Raw genomic sequence first — 18482 nt, forward strand, 5'->3', positions numbered from 1 at the left:
TATAACCTCATAGAGTTCTTTAGCGTTTTCTTATATGAACATTATTTCCTACAGAAAGATTAAAATACATTATTTACACGAAAAAAAGCTCTTTCATTAATTTCATATTTGAAAATAGTAGTGAATATGAGACAATAGAATGCTAGAAAGGAAGATGTACGAATTATGACGACCTTACAAACAATTACACCCCACTTTGATCCATGGGAAGCGTATTTAGATGTCGAACAACATGGGCACATGACCCTATCAAATATTGAATTTACAACAACAACTCTTTGCAATATGCGTTGTGCACACTGTGCAGTCGGCTATACATTGCAAAATAAAGATCCGCAAGCCTTGCCAATGGAGTTGATTACAAAGCGACTGGATGAAATTCCACACTTAAAAACGCTTAGCATTACAGGTGGCGAACCGATGATGTCGAAAAAATCCGTGCAAAATTATGTACTCCCCCTATTAAAATACGCACACGCACGTGGGGTTCGTACACAAATTAACTCGAACTTAACCATTGAGCCAGAACGTTATTTACTCATTGCCCCTTATTTAGATGTTTTACATATTTCACATAACTGGGGTACGGTGGATGAATTCGTTGAAACAGGTTTTGCTATGATGGAGCGAAAACCAACTTATGAACAGCGTGCGGCTTTGTTCCAACGCATGATTGATAACTCCAAAATGCTTGCCGAACACGGCGTTATGGTCTCTGCTGAAACAATGCTCAACAAAAAAACATTGCCATACCTAGAGCATATTCACAATCAAATTATCAACGAAATGCACTGTGCTCGTCACGAAGTACATCCGATGTATCCATCAGACTTTGCCAGCTCACTAAGTTCACTGTCTCTAGCGGAAACTCGCGCTGCTATTCATCATTTACTTGATGTGCGTGATGAAAATACTTGGATGTTATTTGGTACGCTACCGTTTTATCCATGTAGTACCGATGAGGAAGATCAAAAACTATTAAAACGTTTACGCGAGACGAAAAACGTGACAGTGCGTAATGATCCAGATGGTCGTTCTCGACTAAACGTTAATATTTTTACAGGCGATGTAATCGTTACAGACTTTGGCGATGCATCAGCGCTTGGCAATATTGCTCACGATAAACTACCTGCAATTTTCGATAAATGGATGGCGACAGATTTAGCCAAATCATTAAACTGCCACTGTCCCGCTGTAAAATGCTTAGGTCCGAACGTCTTAGTAAAAAATATGTACTATCAGCACACTACCTTTACGAGTGGCTCAGCAAAACTTTAAACACACAAAAATGTCCAATGCGCTTGAATGCATTGGACATTTTACTATAAATATTCTTTATATTGCGTTGATTTCTTGTTCTGTACTGGCGTGTTACGCTTTTTTGCAAAGAGCTCCTTGTTACAACCTATTTTCTGCAATTACCGTTACATTGTATTAAAAACATTAGTGTGAAATCAATTCTTTTGCCAGCAGTTTATAACAATTTAAGCGACTTTCCTGCGCATATTGATTGCAGTTTAGCATTACTTCATCAAAGCCATATTGCTCCTGCTCAGCTACTAAAAATGCCGCAACATCCTTCGGTTTGCCAACAATGTTGGCTTTACGATTATTTTCAATCATCATTTTATCCATCTCGGTCAATGGATAGTCCTGCGCCTCTTCAGGCGACATCGCTTGGATAATTTGGCCCTTCATCAATTGAAGCCGCGTAATATCAATCGGTTTCGCTAAGTATTCTGCCTCCTCTAAAGTATCGGCAACCGTTGTCGCATAAGTAACGATAATTTGCGGTTTTTCCATATAATAAGAAGGTGTAAAGTACGATTTATACGTATCAAAAATATCTTTAGACATATTGCCAGTAAAGAACTGGGCATACGAATAACCTACACCACGTTGCCCTGCTTGCATGGCACTTTGACCGCTTGAGCCAAGCAACCACGCTTCTGGTAATTGACTGATAGTAGGTGATGCAACGACTTGATCATAGACTGATTCGCCAGTCTTTTGGTTATTCATCAGTTTTAAAATAGTATCGAGTTTATCATATTGTTCATCAAAATGCTGTCTGCGTCCCTCTGCAAGTGCATAAATCGATGCATGGTCTCCACCAGGTGCACGGCCAACACCAAAGTCAATGCGATTTGGTGCAAGTGCACTTAATGTTTTAAAAACTTCTGCCAACTTGTACGGCGAATAATGCATCATCATAACGCCACCAGTGCCAATACGTAAACGTTTTGTTTTCGCAGCTAAATATGCCGCTGTTATTTCAGGTGCTGAGCTTGCCAGTGATGCGCTATTATGATGTTCTGCCAACCACATACGATTGAAGCCTAGTTCTTCACCTAAAAGCGCTAATTGTTCTGTCCGCAAAAATGCCTGTTCAGCACTATGACCTTTTGGTACAGGAATTTGATCTAAAATACTTAACTTCAATGAAAACACCCTCTCTGTCTGTATGCTCTCTTTACTACTGTAATATAGTAATTCTATTTTACAAAGTAAAAGCACTTACTGATAAGCGAGTTGTTTCATTTCCCATGTTTCATACACCATGCCAATAAGCGTTCCTTTTTGTTGGGAATCAAGGACTTCATCGTTAAATTTCATTGCGAAAAGCTTAAATTCGTTCGCTTCCTCATTCACAACAAATTGCAAAATAGCATGTCCCTTTTCCTCTAAAAACACAATGTCCCCTGAAAGTTCAACAACATGTTGACCCGTTTTCGCCTCATAATAGCGCCAATAGGGTTCTGTAAAAGCATAATTAAAAGCATCACGGACTTTCACATCGGTAAAGTCAACTAAATAGCCCTCTTTTACTGAATCGATGTACACATTATCGGTAACATCCTTTTTCGCATTGAACACATAACCTACAAGCACTCCCATAAATACAACACAAACAAAAACCCGAAAATGATTTCCTAAAGACAAATGTCATCACGTCCCCTTTACGCAAAAACATTATTTTCTTCATAATACATTAAAATAGTTGCATAAAGTAGAAAATTTTTGTATTTTGTAGATTTTTTATATTTCCCTCACAATTGAACCATACTAAATGCGGTACACGAAATTTTTTCAAACTATTTACAGTCACTCTTTGTTCCGCTAATATCAGATTATTATTATAGAAAAGAGATGACGTTGGTGCCTTTTGATTTAGATTTGAATATTTTATTGATTCTTATTATTTTTGGCTTTTTGGCCGCATTCATTGACTCAGTAGTTGGTGGAGGCGGGCTTATTTCATTGCCTGCCCTCTTATTCGTAGGATTACCACCCTCTGCCGCTGTCGCAACCAATAAACTTGCTGGTACAATGGGTTCTCTAACAAGTACCATTACGTTTTACCGCTCTGGAAAATTAGACATCCGATCTGTCTACAAGCTATTTCCATTTGTTTTTATTGGCTCCATGGTCGGGGCATGGATTGTCCATTTAATCGATCCAAGTGTTTTAAAACCGTTAATGTTAATTATGCTAGCCGTTGTAGCCGTTTATACAATATTAAAAAAAGACTGGGGGGGCATTTCTACATATAATAAGCTAACACCTAAACGATATGCTGCTTTCATCCTTATTATTACTTTAATTGGTTTCTATGATGGTTTTTTAGGACCAGGTACAGGCTCATTCTTACTATTTGCTTTTCTAATAGTAGGCTTTGACTTTTTAAAATCAGCGGGCAATGCTAAATTTTTGAATTTTGGCAGTAACATTGCAGCACTTTTAATGTTTATCTACTTAGGGCAGATCCATTATACTTACGGCTTCGCTATGGGGCTTGCGCAAATTGCAGGTGCGATCGTTGGTTCAAAATTTGCTATTAAACGTGGGAGCAGTTATGTACGTAAGCTATTTATTGTCGTCACAATTTTATTACTACTGAAAAATACATACGACTATTTTTCATAAAATCCTTCTTACCTCTTACAGGAGGTAAGTTTTTTTTCTTTCTATCAACTTTTTCTCCACTTTCACACGTCTAGTAGTTGTATACAATATGAAAATGTTAAAAAGGAGCTTCTTTGGACATGAAAACAAGAAATGCATTTCAACATGAAGAGGTGTTTGTCCAGTTAATTCGCGAACAGAAAGAACGATTTTATTTGCTAGCCTATAGCTATACGAAAAATGAGCAGGATGCACTCGATATAGTACAAGACAGCATTCAAAAAGCGATGCTTTCTCTCGATCGATTAGAGCACGTGGATTATATGAAAAGCTGGTTTTACAAAATCGTTGTAAGAACAGCAATAGATTTTTTGCGCAAACACAATCGCTTACAAGTAACAGACGACGACACACTTCAATATTTAACACCTGCTCAAGAAGATATTTACGAAGACATCGACCTAGAGCATGCGTTAGAAGAATTACCCCAGATGTACCGTGAAGTAGTGATTTTGCATTACTTTGAGGATTTAAAACTAGCTGATGTTGCTAGTGTATTAGACATCAAGCTGAGCACAGCAAAATCACGCCTATATAAAGCATTAAAACTGTTAAAAATACAACTCCAAGATGGGAAGGGAGAAACCGCACATGGATAAAAAATTAAAAGATTTAAAAAAACAATATGAAGAAGTACCAATTCCAAAAGAGCTTGACTTTGTTGTGGAAAATGCATTAAAGCAAAGTAAAAAGAAGAAAAAAAATCGAACGCCACACTGGTTACTAGGAACAGCAGCAGCAGCTATGCTGTTTACCGCTAGCTTAAACGTTAGCCCTGCAATGGCACGTACGCTTTCGGAAATACCTGTTGTCGGAAGTGTTGTAAAAGTACTTACTTGGACTGAATACGAAGTGGCAGATGACACATATGAAGCGAATATTAAAGTTCCTTCTATTGAAAATTTAGAAAATCAAAAGCTTGCCAATACATTAAATGAAAAGTATCGTGCAGAAGGAAAAGCGCTTTACGATGAATTTATTGCAGATGTTGGAGATATAAAGGCGAATGGCGGTGGTCACTATGGCGTAGATAGCGGCTATGACATTAAAACTGATAACGATCAAATTTTATCGATAGGACGTTATATCGTCAATACAGTTGGTTCCTCTTCAACAGTTATGCATTATGATACGATTGATAAACAAAATGAAATTTTAATCACGCTACCAATGTTATTTAAAGATGACAGCTATATTCGTGTCATTAGTGACAATATTAAAGAACAAATGCGTGCACAAATTGCTGCATCGAACGAAGAAAAAGTCTATTGGGTCAAAGGTGCAGGCTTGCCTGATGAGGATTTAATGGATGATTTTAACGCTATTGACGCTGAACAACAATTCTATATTTCGGATAAAGGAAAGCTTGTCATTTCATTCGATAAATATGAAGTAGCACCTGGTTATATGGGCGTAGTAGAATTTGAAATTCCAACAGACGTACTGAAAAACAGTCTGGTAAGCAATCAATATATTCACTAAATAGCTGGCACTATCTCAAGTTTCATGAGATAGTGCCTTTTTATAACTTATAATCCTTCAACTTTTTGTCAATGCTAATATGTATCAAAACAGGTTAGAGGGTTTTTATATGAAAAGTGTCGGATCGATTAGTATTTTACATGTTGTCTTCCTAGCAATGACCGTTATTGGCTTAAAAAATCACGTAACCATTATGCCTCCATTATTAGAGGTTGCAGAAAGAGATAGCTGGTTATCCGTTATTTTCACTTTACTAATCATGTTTCCTTGGCTCTTTCTTTTAGTGTATATTCATAGAAAATCAAAACAAGAACCTTTAAAAGATTGGTTAAAACAAAAAATTGGAAAAGTCGGCTCGAATATCGTCATCTATACAATTGTGATTTTTCTTATTGTAATTGCAGCTTTTACAATGATTGAAACGTTACAGTGGATCAATACAACCTTTTTACCTAAAACACCAAAGTTAATTTTACTTGCGATTTATGTCACGCTTTGTATTTTGCTTGTCACAACTAGTTTACAAACAATTGTTATTGTCAATGTGTTCGTTTTATTAGCGGTCGTCGTATTTGGTTTTTTTGTCGCGTTTACCAATTTACAAGTGAAGGACCATGAGTTACTACGTCCTTTTTTAGAGCATGGTTTCCAACCAATTTTATCTGGGCTCATCTACCCCGCTTCCGGCTTTTCAGAATTAATAATATTTTTACTCATCCAACATCAAATTAAAGATCGTCTTCGTTGGCATCACTTTGCCATCATGCTAGTGATTCTAGCAGGGTTAACATTGGGACCTCTTATTGGTGCCATTACAGAATTTGGACCCGCTGAAGCTGCTAAACAACGTTATCCTGCTTACGAAGAGTGGGGATTAGTAACGATAGGACGTTATGTAGAACATTTAGACTTTCTTTCTATTTATCAATGGCTTACAGGAACATTTATTCGTGTTGGGTTTATTTTATACGTTGTAACGGACTTACTTGGCATGGTGGGAGACCACCAACGCATATGGAAAATGGTAGCACTTCCGTTCTTTTTCATATGCCTGCCACTAATATTATTAAATGAGCACATATTTCTAGAACTCAAAGGAAATTATATATTAACAGCTACGTTTATATTCTTTTTCTTACTATCCATTTTTTTAATGATTGTAGCTTTCATGTCAGGAAAAAAAGCAAACAAGTCTAAAGCCGATTACCAAGACACGGAAAGTGGTGACACCTGATGCCTTCAACAGAAAAGTCCTTAGATTTAAACCGCTTAAAGCAGTTATTTAAAAAATCTGCTGACGTTTATTTTCAAGAGTATGTATTTAAGCAGCATCGAGTACAATTCGTCATTTGTGAGGCAATGATTGATCAGCAACTACTCCATGACGTGATTGTAAGGCGCGTTCAATCTCTTTTTGATCATTTAACAGACACATCACTGCAAGATAACGTCGATACAAAGTTACACATCCCTAACTTAAAACAAGTAACAGAAGAATCAGATGCCATATCACTCGTATATACTGGCCACTTACTTCTTTATTTTGAATCCGATGAACTACTTTACGCAAGTAATATTGCCAAAAAGCCAAATCGTAATCCGGAAGAAACACGGATGGAAGTACTTGTTAAAGGGCCTCGAGATAACTTTATTGAAGATATTTCCGTCAATATTGCGTTATTAAGAAAACGACTGCCGACGAATTCCTTATGTGTTGAAAAAATGGAATTGGGAAAACGTTCAAAAACAACGGTTGCCATACTTTATTTTGGTGACATCGCCAACATGGACATTTTAAATAGTATAAAAGTACAGCTACAATCCGTTGATACAGATATTGTCTTTAGCGGTGATTTGCTTATGGAACGTGTCAACAAAAATACGCGATTTTTCCCGAAAACGGATTATACAGGACGTCCAGATTTCGCGATTCAAGCATTGATTCGCGGACGTTTTCTTATTTTTGTAGATGGTGTAGCGTATGCGGTTATCACACCGGTTAATTTATTTTTACTATTAAAATCAGGCGAGGATAATGAATATCCCATTGTTTTTAGTTCTCTGGAACGTTTACTACGTATATCAGGTATTTTTATCGGTTTGCTCTTACCTGCTTTTTGGCTTGCCTTAACGACTTATCATCAAAATCAATTACCTTTACTGTTTTTAGCAACGGTTGTGCAAGGTCGAACAGGTTTACCTCTTCCCTCTTCATTGGAAATGCTATTAATGCTACTGATGTTCGAGCTCTTTCGAGAAGCAGGTCTACGTTTACCATCTGTTATTGGCGGAACGATAAGTGTTGTTGGAGGTTTAATTATTGGTGATGCAGCCATACGTGCCGGTGTGACAAGCCCAGAAATGATCGTTATTATTGCTGTCTCTACCATCGCTTCCTTTACACTTGTAAATCAATCTCTCGTTACGACCATTAGTATTTTCCGTGTTGGTTTTATTTTGTTAAGCGGCTTCTTTGGGTTATTTGGCTTCTTTATATCCCTATACTTAACCCTTCTTTACTTATGTAATATAAGAATATTCGGTTATTCTTACATGCAAGTTGGCGGTGATTTAGACTGGCAAACCATTAAGAAAACACTTTTCCGTTTATCCCCTAAAGGTTACGCCAAACGCCCAAACTATATTGCTCCACAAGATCAAACACGTACGAGTGAGGATAAAAATGAATAAAAAAATACTCTGTATATTGGTAGTACTGACGACACTGCTGTCAGGTTGTTGGGATGTCACTGAACCACAAAGGATGTACTATATTCATGCACTTGGTATCGATTTTAAAGATGGTCATTATGAAACCTATATGCAAATTATTGACTTTGCCAATATAGCCAAATCAGAACAGCCTAATAATCCGCAAGCCCAACAAGCTGAAATTGGACAAGCCAAAGGTAAAACAATAGAAGATTCTTTTTTTGATTTATATCATTCCATTGATCAAAAAGCATTTTGGGGTCATATTACCTACATTATACTGTCAGAAGAAGTCATGAAAAGCAACAAAGTCAATCAAGTACTTGACTTTTTAACTCGTTATCGCGAGATGAGATACCAAATTTGGGTATATGGCACAAAAGAGCCACTCGATAAATTACTAGTCGTGACACCAATTAATAATAAGGCACTTACATTATCAAAACTCGGTGATCCATTAAATTCATTTAGGCAAGAATCTTTTGTTACACCGATTAATGTTCGAAAATTGGTCATCGGTCTAAATGAGCCTAGTCATGAAGTGTATTTACCTCTCGTCTCAATTGATAAAGGATGGGAAACGTCGAAAGGACAGGCTGAATCTATAGAAATAAAGGGTGTTGCCCTGTTATCGAATGAAGGCTATAAAGGGTCTCTCACACAAAATAAAGCTAACGGTGTCAAATGGATGACAAATGAAACAATGCGCAGTGAAATCACAGGGCAAATTGGTGAAGATGAAAATTCCTATGTAACCGTTGCTTTGGAACATATAAAAGTTCATATTACACCTATCGTAAAAAACGAAAAAGTACAATTTGATATTGAAATCAAATTGGAGGCAACCAGCGTTCTTGGTATTACCAAAAAAATCACCACTAAAGAAATTGAGAAAGAGATCGAAAAACAAGTGGAAAAAGAGGTAAGAGAAACGTTTAAGGAAGCTATAGCGTTAGACACAGATATTTACCGTTTATCTGAACGACTTTATCGAAAAAACGTTAAAACGTGGAAAAAATTAGAAAAAAAACGGAAAAATAGAGTTAACTGAAGATTCTATACGCAATATTAAAGTAAATGTTTACAAAATAAATCCTGGCAGAGGATCTTATACTGAAACAATTAGAAAATAGTTGGCAAATCAAACAAAGGCATCGAATCATTTCGCATTCGATGCCCTTTTACTTTAGAATCTTATATTCTACTTAACATTCAATTGGTTGAATGGCTCTTTCACTATCGCCTTTGCGAAATTGAATATGATGAAGTTTCGCAAAAGTACCATCTTGTGCAACTAATTCCTCATACGTGCCGTCTTCTTCAATCCCGTTTTGTGTAACAACAAGCACACGATCTGCGTTGCGGATGGTCGCAAGGCGGTGCGCAATAATAAGCGTTGTTCGATTTTCAGCAAGCTCTGCTAACGACTGTTGGATAATCATTTCCGTTTCGGTATCTAATGCAGAGGTTGCTTCGTCTAAAATTAAAATCGGTGGATTTTTCAAGAACATACGTGCAATAGCAATTCGTTGCTTTTGCCCGCCTGATAACTTTAAGCCACGCTCACCAATTTGTGTGTCATAACCATCTGGCAATTCAGCAATAAAGGACTCGAGATGGGCTCTTTTAGCAGCTTCCTGAACCTCTTCATCACTTGCTCCTAAACGTCCATATGCAATGTTTTCTCGAATTGTTCCTGTAAATAAAAAGACATCCTGTTGGACAATCCCGATTTGTGCACGAAGAGAGGCTTGAGTCATATCTCGTACATCCAAACCATCAATCGTAATGGCACCCTGATGGACATCATAAAATCTCGGAATTAAAGAACATATGGTCGTTTTCCCGGCACCCGATGGTCCAACGAAGGCAATGGTTTGTCCTGCCCGTACATCAAATGAAATATCTTTTAAAACAGCTTTAGACGCATCATAATTAAAATCAACATTTTTAAATGAAATGTCCCCATATAAATGTATTACTGGTTGTGCACCGTCTCGATCCTGAACCTCAGGCTCCTGCTCTATCAACTCACGAAAACGTTTAAAACCCGCCATACCTTTTGGATAAAGCTCTAGCAACGCACTAATTTTATCAATAGGTTTAATCAGAACATTCGTATACAAAACGAAGCTGACAAGTCCCCCATACGATAATTTCCCATTAAAGCTTAACCATGCGCCCACAACAAGGACTACTAACGTTAACAAACGAGTCATCATATAGATGCTTGAATGCGCCCCTGCCATAATTTTATACGCGTATAATTTTGCAGAACGGAAATAGCTATTTTGTTCCTTAAAACGCCCCATTTCAAATGCTTCATTTGTAAATGATTTCACAACACGTACACCAGATACACTATCCTCTACGCGACCGTTGACATCTGCAATTTTTCCGTACAACGTTTTCCATGCATTATTCATCTTGATGTTACTAACCGTAACAAGCCACATTAAAAATGGCACCATAATGGCTGCTATTAGCGCAAGTGTTGGATTGATATTAAACATAATGACGAAAGCGCCCAAAAATGTCATGATGGCAATGAATAAATCCTCTGGTCCATGGTGAGCAAACTCTCCTATATCAAATAAATCATTCGTAATTCGACTCATAATATGGCCGGTTTTTGTATTATCAAAAAAACGGAATGATTGACGCTGCACATGATTAAACAGCTCCTGTCGCATATCGGTTTCGATATTGATACCAAGTTTATGCCCTAGGTAATTGACGATAAAGTTTAATACTGTACTAAGAGCATATACTAGTAATAGCATAATACTCACTTTAACAATCATGCCCCAATCTCCTGTAGGAAGAAGCTTGTCAATAAACCATTGTACAGCTAAAGGAAAAGCTAGCTCTAGTATTGCTACGACAATGGCACTGGAAAAATCGATAGCAAATAATCGTTTATGTGGTTTGTAGTATGAAAAAAACTTTTTATACATATAGGTCTCCCCTCTAAGTTGTTAAAAAATTTCACTTATCATCATATAGTACCACTCATAAGAAAAATTAGGAAAAAATTTAGTATAGCACTACATTTTTATTTGCTTTTTGCGAACAACATGCTATAATCCTTAGTAAGAAGAATTGAATAGCTTTTGACATTTTTGTCAAAGGGGAGTAGCTAGCAGATGTGAGCGATACATCTGATTTCACATTCGTCATTACATGGTAGCAGCCATCGGGTGTGATAGCAAACTCATCTACATAGATGAGTTCTGTACTAGAAATTATTGGTACAAATTATTATTTGGAGCTTCCAAATAATTGCTTAGCAAGACCTTTGCCTATTTTTTAGGCATGGGTCTTTTTCTTTTGCCTAAAATAAACAATAGGAAAGAGCATATTATTCATTTCTGTCCACAACAAAGGAGGAAACAAATTTGGAAGCGATTTTATTAGAATACGCTTGGGTACTTGTCGTATTAATTGTACTAGAAGGACTATTAGCGGCAGATAACGCGGTCGTGATGGCCGTTATGGTAAAACATTTACCAAAAGCACAACAACAAAAGGCATTATTATACGGATTAGTTGGTGCATTCGTTTTCCGTTTTGCCGCACTATTCTTAATTACAACACTCGTAAATTTCTGGCAAATTCAGGCATTAGGTGCTGCCTACTTGTTATTTATGTCAATTAAACATATTTACGATTCGCGGAAAGCCGCTGGAGAATCAGATGAAATTAAAGAACCTAAAAAACAATCTGGTTTCTGGATGACGGTTATTAAAGTAGAGCTTGCGGACATCGCCTTTGCGGTAGATTCCATTTTAGCTGCAGTGGCAATCGCTGTTACATTGCCGCATTTAGGTAATTTCGATGTCGGTGGTATTAATGCAGGACAATTCGGTGTTATGTTCCTTGGTGGTCTTATCGGGGTTGTCATGATGCGATTTGCGGCACGCTGGTTCGTACGTGTACTAGAAAAATTCCCGTCACTTGAAACAGCTGCATTCTTAATCGTTGGTTGGGTTGGCGTAAAGTTAGCAGTTTTAACGTTAGCACATGAAAAATTAGGCTTTATTCCTCACGAATTCCCACATTCAACAATGTGGAAAGCGACATTCTGGATTGTGTTACTTGCGATTGCGCTAATTGGCTACTTAGTAGGTATCAAAAACCAAAAGAAAGAAGCATAATAGATCATTCGCCTAGACTCAACGTCTGGGCGAATTTTTTTTGCCAAATACGGTCGGCATCTTATACTAGCTTCGTGGCGATTCGTTCTGATTTCGTGGTGATTTGCATTCGTTTCGTGGCGATTCTTCAATTTTTAAAAAACGAAATCTTCTAATTGAGAACGAATATCAATTTAATTTTGCAGTATTTATGACGAAAAAAATCTTTTTCTGTATGATGACCCTCTTTCGCTATATACTATGAGAAGTAGAAGGTATTTACTGCAAAGGGAGGAACTACTATGTTATCAGAAAAACTACACACAGCACTTAACGAACAAATGAATTTTGAATTTTACTCCGCGCATGCCTATATGGCAATGGCCGCATTTTGCACAGATCAAGATTACGATGGGTTTGCCAATTTCTTTTTAGTGCAAGCGGAAGAAGAACGTTTCCATGCAATGAAATTTTATAACTTTTTAAGTGATATGGGCTATCGTGCAACAATCCATGGTTTTGACAGTCCAGAAAATCATTTCAACTCTATTTTGCATGCCTTTAAAACAGCTTTGTCACATGAAAAAGAAGTGACACGTCGTATCTACAACTTATCTGATATTGCATTAGATGAACGTGAACACGCCACAATGGCATTTTTAAAATGGTTCATCGATGAGCAAGTAGAAGAAGAATCAACGTTCGATACATTAATTCGTAAAATTGAACGCATTGAAAATGATTCAAATGCTATCTTTATGCTTGATGCGGAGTTAGCCACACGGACATTTACACCTGGTGCTGAAGCTTAATAAATAATGAAGGGCTGTATCAATTGATACGGCCCTTTTCATTTATTATCTACAATGTTTGTCGTTTCGGTTCGCGAATTTCCCCATCAAATGCTGCACGATAAATAGCCAAAATATCTTCTCGATTTAAGGGCATCGGGCTTCTGGCTAAAATTCTAGTCTGTTTCGTAGCATCATCCGTTAATTGTTCAAGTGCTAATTCCGGTATGGCAAACCCTTTCAAAGTTGAAGGAATATTTACATCCTTTACTAGTTGCTGTAATGCAACTACACATTTAAAGGAAGCATCTTCTTGCGATAAATAACTAGATGACAGCCCCATTGCATCTAAAATATCCTTCATGCGTTTTTCGCAACTTTGACGAATATAGCCCATAACGTATGGTAGTAATACAGCATTTGAATCTCCATGTGCAATATGATACTGACCACCAAGAGGATAAGCCAAAGCATGCACCCCTGCTACACCTGCATTAAAAAATGCTAAGCCTGCTAAATAACTTCCATAACTCATATCTGAGCGCGCTTGCTTATTCTTGCCGTCATGCACGGCTGTACGAATTGAACTACTAATTAATTTAATCGCTTGAAGTGCAAGACCATCTGTCACTTCATTTGCATTAATTGAAACATATGCTTCAATTGCATGCGTTAACGCGTCAACACCCGTAGCAGCCGTTACCTTTGCTGGCAAAGAAATTGTTAATTCCGGATCTACAATGGCTACATCAGCTAGTAAATAATCATGTGTCACGACATCCTTTGTCGTTTTTAACGATAAAACCGAAATATTTGTAACTTCTGACCCTGTACCCGAAGTTGTCGGAATTAGAATTTTGGGAAGCCCTTTATTTTTAAGTGTTTTTGTACCTGTTAAATTTAAATAGTCAGCGACTTTGCCGTCATGAGTAGCTAATACGGCAGCTAGCTTTGCTAAATCTAATGCACTTCCGCCACCTAATCCGATAACTAAATCAAATTGATGCTTTCTTGTATAGTCTACCAGTTGTTCCCCAATTGCAAGAGGTGGCTCTGGAGCAATGTCAGTATAAAGGGTCGTACGATAACCATTTTCTTGTAAAGGTTTATTAATATGGTCCACTATACCTAACTCTTTTAACAACGGGTCCGTTACGATTAATATATTCTTTGCTTCGAATTTTTGCACTTCTACAAGTAAATGCTGTAGACTCCCCCAACCTATATAGTTTGTAGGAGTAAAGGTAAGTTTACTCATGTTCGTTCTACTCCCATCTATTCATAATAGCCTTCTGTTGATTTTCTAAATGATTTAAATTGCACGGGGTCATGGCCGAACCATACTTGCGAATTTGTTTCGTTTGCTAATCTTCGAATTCGTTCAACTGTTGAGTTATAACCTACTGAATCATAGATGATACCAGGAGGCTTAACCGGTGGTCCAAAGCTTTCAGCTGTGTAAATAGCATCTGACGCTAAAATGATTCCCCCTGTTTCTGGCATATTAATATGCAAACCTAGCATACCCCAAGCATGCCCACTACCAAAATTCAATATATTTATACCTTCTGCCAGTTTCACATTATCTTCACCACGTTTGATTAGGCGCCACTGTAAGTTGTTTTTAATCCACATATCTATATCACCCCAAACATACGCACCATCCTTAACATTTCTCGCGTATGTTTGTAACGTTCCATTAAATTCATCTTCCTGCACAATGATTGTTGCATTTGTAAAAAGTTCTAAACAACCTGCATGATCTAAATGAAGATGTGAAGCAACTACATATTTAATATCCTCAGGGCGAACATTTAATTCTTCTAATCGATGATGTAAATAGCATTCTTCTGGCATATTAATAGGGAATGCTTTTTGTGTAAATTCACCCCACCTTCCTTCGGGTCCCATTGAGTTTGGATTACATGCTGTATCAAATAAAATTTTTCCTTCTGGATGATCAATTAAAACTGTATAAACCGGAAATTCAACAAATTCATTTGGTTGATTCGGGTGGTCAATCGTTGCAGGATTATGCATTGCAATCATATAGTTTTTATCCATGCGCATCGTTCCATTATCCATAACAAATAGTTTAGCGTGCTTGTTTATCATCTTCATTTTACAAACATCCCCATTTCATGATTAGTTGTTATTCCAAATAACGAGTTTCATTTCAGTCATTTCTTCGATTGCATATTTAATACCTTCCTTACCTGTTCCACTGTCTTTTACTCCTCCATATGGCATATGATCAACTCGGTATGTAGGCACATCATTTATAATGACACCACCTACATGTAATTTTTTCGATGCCTTAAATGCTGTTTCTATAGATGAAGTAAAGATGCCAGCTTGTAGGCCATAATTCGAATCATTTATTGCTTCGATTGCTTCATCTATTGTGGACACAGTGTTAATGATAACGACAGGCGCGAAAATCTCTTCACAGGAAACGCGGCTGTGAGATGGTACATTATAAAGGACAGTAGGTAATAAAATATTGTTTTCAATCCGACCTCCAGTAATAATTTGTGCACCTTCATTGACTGCCTCTTGAATCCAAGCATATGCACGTTGTTGTTCAGTTTCTGAAATCATTGTTGTTAAATCTGTTGTTGGATCAAGCGGATCCCCTATCTTTAGTTGGGTAATTTTCTCTGTAAACTGTTTTAAAAATGAATCAAGAACATTGTCCAGAACATAAATACGTTGCAAGGAAATACAAACTTGACCTTGATTTGAAAACGCTCCCATTACTATACGATCCATTATGTTTTCTAATGGAACACCTTCATCGACAATTACTCCCGCATTAGATCCAAGTTCTAACGTTACCTTTTTCAATCCGGCTCGATTACGAAGAGAAATACCGACTGCTGGACTGCCTGTAAATGTAATCATTTTCACTTGAGGATGTGCTAAAAATGTATCCCCGATGAGTTTTCCAGAGCCCGTAACTAAATTAAAAGCACCTGCAGGTAAGTCTGTTTGCGCAAGTAATTTTGCTAAAAAATGTGCAGATAGTGCCGTTTGTGTTGCCGGTTTTAAGACAATTGTGTTTCCTGCCGCTAATGCTGGGCCGACTTTATGTGCGACAAGATTTTGAGGGAAATTAAATGGCGTAATTGCCGCTATAACGCCAATCGGTTCCCTCAACGTATAAGCAAAGCGTCCTTCTCCACCTTTTGAAGCATCCATCGGAATCAATTCACCTGCAAGGCGCTTCGCTTCTTCAGCGGCAAACTTATATGTTTCAATTGTTCGGTCTATTTCTGCAACTGCATACTTTAGTGGCTTAGCGGATTCTAACGAAATAATAGTAGCTGCTTCTTCTCGATGCTCAGCAAATAAATTCGATAATTGTTCCAAAATTTGAGCTCTCTGAATTGCTGTTAACATTGCCATCTTTGAGGTAGCTGCATGTGCGCACTCAATTGCTTGTTGCACATCGATCTCAGTTGCTATCGCAAACTGACCAATTAATTCTTTTGAATACGGGGCATAAACATCTAAATATTCATCCGTCATACGCCACTCGCCATTCAACATTAAATGTTTCTTCAAGTCCTCACTCCCTTTTAATGGTTACGTATTCATTTCTGAAAATAAAAAAATGAATACGTAACCATTCTAGTATAAAAAAATAAACTGACACTCATCAGTTCATTTTTTCACCTGTTGTGTTTCTTGGGAAAAGTTTAACAGATTCAGTTTGCTGGATGCAAGCACTTTTTTTCTCCATTACATCAAATAATTTCTCAATCGCTAAAAACCCTAAATTTTTTTCCGATTTGATGCCAACTGTCGTCAAGGAAATAGAACGATGTTTACTCAGTTCTACATTATCAATTCCAATTACATTAAAATCGTTAGGGATATTGAATCCTTGTTCTAAACATTGGTTGAGTATTTCAATGGCAATAGCATCTGTTGCAGCGCAAATTGCTGTCGGTCTTGGAGATAGCAACAATAGTTCTTCAAACACTCGTTTTATATCACCTTTGCTCGTATTTGTAAAAAATTTTGGCACTGCATTTATATCTATGCTCGCCTCAACCAAAGCCTTTTTAAAACCCTCATATCTTCCAAAAAAAGTACTCATTTCATGTGGCCCCCCTATCCAACAAAGGTCCGTATGTCCTAAAGTCACTAGATGATTAGTCGCTAAATAACCTGCTTCTATATTATCTATTTCTACAAAATGTCTATTTTCTTGATGCTTACGATTAAACATAATAAAAGGTATCTCCAGTTTTTCAAGCTTATAAAATAATGGATCCGTATACCTTATAGATGATAAAATAATTGCATCCACTTTTGTTTCTAACACGGAATTATAAATAGTCTCTAGATTATCTTCCGTTCCAAAATACACGTTTACCTTATAGCCTCTAGCATTTGCATAATTTACAATTTCGGTTGTTGTATCGACAAAAAATGGATTATGCAACGGTCCAGAAATTAAAGTAATTATTCCTGTCTTTTGTTGTACAAGTGATCTTGCAATATCGTTTGGGACATAATTTAATTGTTCAATGGCCTCCATCACCTTTTTTAATGTTTTCGGTTTCACGAGTTCTGGAGTATTTAACACTCGTGAAACAGTTGTCTGTGAAACACCGGCATACTTTGCTACATCTTTAGAAGAAACCAAAAAAACCACCCATTTCATCTTTCTATGCCTATTTTATACCATCAAAAGGATAATGTTAATAGCATTAAACTAGTTAAGGTATAAGCACAATCAAAGTTATCCCTTTTATCTGCACTATAACCTATAAAAAACTGAACGCTTATGCAGGAATAGATATAATACGATAGGGCAATACGCAATATAGAGATCGTATGAATAAACGAGGAAACAAGCATTTACGGAAAATTTTATATTTCATGGTGTGTGCCATGCTTAGGGCACAAGGAAAACCGAATCATTTTGTGGACTATTATTATAAATTAAAAAAGCAACCTCAGAGGAAGCCTCATAAGGTTGCGATTGTCGCCTGCATCAATAAGTTTCTGAAAGTGACGTTTCAGTTACTGACGCGTGGCATTCTTTACGATTATGAGTCCGCACTACCAGCTTAGAAATCGTAATCACCTACCTAAAACTATATCATATGGACCTTTCGAAAAAAACAAAAATCGTTAGGTCTTTTTGGCGTATCCAAAATGTTTTGAAGTGTGGATGGAGATCCATCCACACCTCAAAACAAAAACACACATAAATTATTTTCATAATATGATTAACTAATTGTAAGAAAGAGGCTGGGACAAAACCCTCCTCTGAAATAAACGGCTTAGATCATTTTTACATAAAAATAAGAATCACTTCTGATAAGTCAATCAATTAGTTTTGCCTTTAGATTTAGAAGTGAAGTTACAAAAGAATGAT

General features: G+C 37.0%; 16 protein-coding genes and 1 pseudogene. 10 read left to right on the plus strand and 7 right to left on the minus strand.

Annotated elements, in window-relative coordinates; all coding sequences use genetic code 11:
- The first annotated feature begins 165 nt into the window (after nt 1-165).
- Nucleotides 166-1278 carry a radical SAM/CxCxxxxC motif protein YfkAB gene (gene yfkAB, locus I5435_RS13360; protein ID WP_029747077.1) on the plus strand — a complete coding sequence of 371 codons (1113 nt, stop codon included), beginning with the start codon at nt 166-168 and terminating at the stop codon, nt 1276-1278.
- A 165-nt stretch (nt 1279-1443) separates the two neighbouring features.
- Here yfkAB and I5435_RS13365 read toward each other — a convergent pair whose 3' ends face one another.
- On the minus strand, nt 1444-2442 hold the full coding sequence (locus I5435_RS13365) for an LLM class flavin-dependent oxidoreductase (protein WP_337982420.1): 999 nt from the start codon (nt 2440-2442) through the stop codon (nt 1444-1446).
- Between the two features lie 75 nt (nt 2443-2517).
- Nucleotides 2518-2943 carry a hypothetical protein gene (locus I5435_RS13370; protein ID WP_108030079.1) on the minus strand — a complete coding sequence of 142 codons (426 nt, stop codon included), beginning with the start codon at nt 2941-2943 and terminating at the stop codon, nt 2518-2520.
- 216 nt (nt 2944-3159) lie between these two features.
- Here I5435_RS13370 and I5435_RS13375 point away from each other — a divergent pair, with 216 nt between their 5' ends.
- The 6 genes from I5435_RS13375 (at nt 3160) to I5435_RS13400 (ending at nt 9211) form a co-directional block, all read left to right on the plus strand.
- Complete coding sequence (locus tag I5435_RS13375) at nt 3160-3927, plus strand: TSUP family transporter (protein WP_024361044.1); 768 nt, start codon at nt 3160-3162, stop codon at nt 3925-3927.
- A gap of 119 nt (nt 3928-4046) precedes the next feature.
- Nucleotides 4047-4565 (plus strand): RNA polymerase sigma factor SigV, encoded by a 519-nt coding sequence (locus tag I5435_RS13380; protein WP_337982421.1) that lies wholly within the window; start codon nt 4047-4049, stop codon nt 4563-4565.
- Complete coding sequence (locus I5435_RS13385; RefSeq protein ID WP_337982422.1) at nt 4558-5448, plus strand: anti-sigma-V factor RsiV; 891 nt, start codon at nt 4558-4560, stop codon at nt 5446-5448. Before I5435_RS13380 ends, I5435_RS13385 begins: the two co-directional genes overlap by 8 nt.
- A 109-nt stretch (nt 5449-5557) precedes the next feature.
- Nucleotides 5558-6682, plus strand: a complete 1125-nt coding sequence (locus I5435_RS13390; protein WP_337982423.1) for an endospore germination permease — start codon at nt 5558-5560, stop codon at nt 6680-6682.
- Nucleotides 6682-8139 (plus strand): spore germination protein, encoded by a 1458-nt coding sequence (locus I5435_RS13395; protein WP_337982424.1) that lies wholly within the window; start codon nt 6682-6684, stop codon nt 8137-8139. Before I5435_RS13390 ends, I5435_RS13395 begins: the two co-directional genes overlap by 1 nt.
- The gene (locus I5435_RS13400; protein WP_337982425.1) at nt 8132-9211 is read left to right on the plus strand and encodes a Ger(x)C family spore germination protein; all 1080 of its coding nucleotides are present in this window, start codon (nt 8132-8134) and stop codon (nt 9209-9211) included. The genes I5435_RS13395 and I5435_RS13400 overlap by 8 nt, the downstream gene beginning before the upstream one ends.
- A 154-nt stretch (nt 9212-9365) precedes the next feature.
- Here I5435_RS13400 and I5435_RS13405 read toward each other — a convergent pair whose 3' ends face one another.
- Nucleotides 9366-11117, minus strand: a complete 1752-nt coding sequence (locus I5435_RS13405; protein ID WP_337982426.1) for an ABC transporter ATP-binding protein — start codon at nt 11115-11117, stop codon at nt 9366-9368.
- Nucleotides 11118-11558: 441 nt separating this feature from the next.
- Here I5435_RS13405 and I5435_RS13410 point away from each other — a divergent pair, with 441 nt between their 5' ends.
- The gene (locus tag I5435_RS13410; RefSeq protein WP_024361051.1) at nt 11559-12317 is read left to right on the plus strand and encodes a TerC family protein; all 759 of its coding nucleotides are present in this window, start codon (nt 11559-11561) and stop codon (nt 12315-12317) included.
- A 281-nt stretch (nt 12318-12598) separates the two neighbouring features.
- The gene (locus I5435_RS13415) at nt 12599-13108 is read left to right on the plus strand and encodes a ferritin (protein WP_025219855.1); all 510 of its coding nucleotides are present in this window, start codon (nt 12599-12601) and stop codon (nt 13106-13108) included.
- A 49-nt stretch (nt 13109-13157) separates the two neighbouring features.
- On the opposite strand, the gene I5435_RS13420 is transcribed toward I5435_RS13415, so the two are convergent.
- From I5435_RS13420 to I5435_RS13435, 4 genes are all read right to left on the minus strand, one after another.
- Nucleotides 13158-14345 carry an iron-containing alcohol dehydrogenase gene (locus tag I5435_RS13420; RefSeq protein ID WP_337982427.1) on the minus strand — a complete coding sequence of 396 codons (1188 nt, stop codon included), beginning with the start codon at nt 14343-14345 and terminating at the stop codon, nt 13158-13160.
- A gap of 17 nt (nt 14346-14362) precedes the next feature.
- Nucleotides 14363-15208: an AhlS family quorum-quenching N-acyl homoserine lactonase gene (gene ahlS / locus I5435_RS13425; protein ID WP_024361054.1), complete on the minus strand. Its 846-nt coding sequence runs from the start codon at nt 15206-15208 to the stop codon at nt 14363-14365.
- Nucleotides 15209-15232: 24 nt separating this feature from the next.
- On the minus strand, nt 15233-16639 hold the full coding sequence (locus I5435_RS13430; protein ID WP_370510658.1) for an aldehyde dehydrogenase family protein: 1407 nt from the start codon (nt 16637-16639) through the stop codon (nt 15233-15235).
- A 109-nt stretch (nt 16640-16748) separates the two neighbouring features.
- Complete coding sequence (locus tag I5435_RS13435) at nt 16749-17753, minus strand: LacI family DNA-binding transcriptional regulator (RefSeq protein ID WP_337983871.1); 1005 nt, start codon at nt 17751-17753, stop codon at nt 16749-16751.
- 116 nt (nt 17754-17869) lie between these two features.
- Here I5435_RS13435 and I5435_RS13440 point away from each other — a divergent pair.
- Nucleotides 17870-18175 (plus strand): annotated as a pseudogene (locus I5435_RS13440) (transposase); the annotation flags it as partial.
- Nucleotides 18176-18482: the final 307 nt, after the last annotated feature.

The sequence above is a fragment of the Lysinibacillus sp. C5.1 genome, assembly GCF_016350185.1.
In the GTDB taxonomy this organism is placed as follows: Bacteria; Bacillota; Bacilli; order Bacillales_A; family Planococcaceae; genus Lysinibacillus; species Lysinibacillus sphaericus.